This window comes from Burkholderia sp. Tr-862 (genome assembly GCF_011753085.1).
Classification (GTDB): Bacteria; Pseudomonadota; Gammaproteobacteria; order Burkholderiales; family Burkholderiaceae; genus Burkholderia; species Burkholderia ambifaria.
In genome coordinates, this window is record NZ_VWWG01000361.1 from 1 (window position 1) to 1,868 (window position 1,868).

At 71.0% G+C, this 1,868-nt stretch carries 1 pseudogene; it reads left to right on the forward strand.

Annotated features, from left to right (window positions below):
- Positions 1-152: 152 nt before the first annotated feature.
- Positions 153-1,790: pseudogene (locus F3J14_RS34845) on the forward strand (LuxR family transcriptional regulator); the annotation flags it as partial.
- Between the last annotated feature and the right edge of the window lie 78 nt (positions 1,791-1,868).

Below are 1,868 nucleotides of genomic sequence, written 5' to 3' on the forward strand. Positions count from 1 at the left end.
ATCTGGGTAATTTCATTGCCACATACAATCAAACACGTACACTGCGGAGAAGCGTCTACCGACTTTAAGTCCACCCGCAAAGCAGTTAGATAACCAAGAAAAGCGGTCATTGATGGGCCGTCGACGCGCTCGCCGCGCGCATGGACGGCACCCGCGACCGGCTCGTCGAGCTGCTGCTCGCGAACCTGTCCGCCGACGACACCGCGTTCCTGACGCGCACGAGCATCGCCGACCGCCTGCATCCGTCGCTGTGCGCCGCGTTGCTCGACGACGCGGATGCGCCCGACCGGCTCGCGCGGCTCGCGCGCGATACGCCGCTGTTCATCGCGTCGGACGACTCCGACTGGTGCCGGCTGCACCCGCTGGTGCGCGATACGCTGCGCGACCGGCTGGCGGCGGGGCTGGCCGCAGAGCGCAGCGTCCTGCATGGACGCGCGGCCGCCTGGCTCGATGCGCACGGGATGACGGAGGAAGCCGCGCGTCATGCGTATGCGGCTGGCCAGGTCGAGACCGCGTACGCGCTCGCGCAGCGCTGTCTCGAGGATGCGATCAAGCAGGGCCGAATCAACGACGTGCTCGACTGGCTCGCGCTGCTGCCCGATGCGGAGCTCGACAAGCGTCCGACGCTGCGGATCGCGGTCGCGTGGGCGCTGGCGCTGGGCGAGCGTCATGTCGAGGCGCAGCGCCAGATCGCCGGCATCCTCGCCGATGCCGCCACGCCGGCCGCGATGCGCTACGAATGTGCGCTGATTCTGAGCGCGGCGGCTTATTACGCGGACGAAATCGACCGTTTCGTCGAGCTGTTCGAGCCGTGGGCCGACTTCACGCCGCCCGCGGCGACGTGGCTCGCGCAGATGCATGCGAACCGCCTGTCGGCACGCGCGATCATCGTCGGCGAACCGGCCCAGGCGCGCCGCTACCAGCAGGCCGCGCCGCGCGGCGGGACGGCTGCCGGGTTCGGCTACGTCGCGCGCTGGGGCGAGCTGATCACCGGCCTGAGCTACCTGTGCGAAGGCCAGATCCGGCTCGCGGACGACGCGTTGTCGCCGGCACTCGCGCGCGCGGAAGCCGACCTCGGGCGCCGCCATCCGCTGACCTGCATGCTCGCGGCGATGTGCGCGGCGATCGCATACGAGGCCGATCGCGTCGACCAGGCCGCCGCGCTGCTCGCGAACCGGCTCGACGTGCTCGAGCACGCGGGCACACCCGACACCGTGCTGCTCGGCTATCGGACGGCCGCGCGCATCGCGCTGCTGCGCGGCGTCGAGCATCGCGCGATCGACCTGCTCGAGGCGCTCGACGCGATGGGCGTCGCGCGCCGGCTGCCGCGGCTGTCGGTGGCGAGTCTCGCCGAGCAGGTGCGCATTCACGCGGCGCGCTATCGCGAGGCGACCTGCCATGCGCTCGTCGAGCGGATCGATGCGATCGCCGCGGCCGAGTTTCCGTCGCATGGCCCGCTGTGGCGGCGCCCCGTCGTGCTGCTGCAGGCGATCGCGCATGCGGGCGCCGCGCTTGCCGCGCGCCGCTGGGACGATGCCTGCGCGGCGCTCGACGAAGCGGCCGTGCTGGCCCGGGAGATGAGCATGGGGGGCGCGCGCATCGAGATCATGGCGCTCGGCGCGTTCGCGCTCGAACAGTCGGGGCACGACGGCCGTGCGCGGCTCGACGAGGCGATGAATCTCGCGGACATGTTCGGCCTGACGCGCACGCTCGCCGACACGCATCCGGCCGTCGCCGACTGGGCGCGCCGCATCGGCGACGAGGCGATCGAGCGCGACGGTCCGGCGAGAGATCGGAAGAGCGTCGTGGAGGGAAAGAGGGGCTTCGCCTGGTTGGAGTCCGGGGGGGCGGGTGTCCTTTACAAAAAA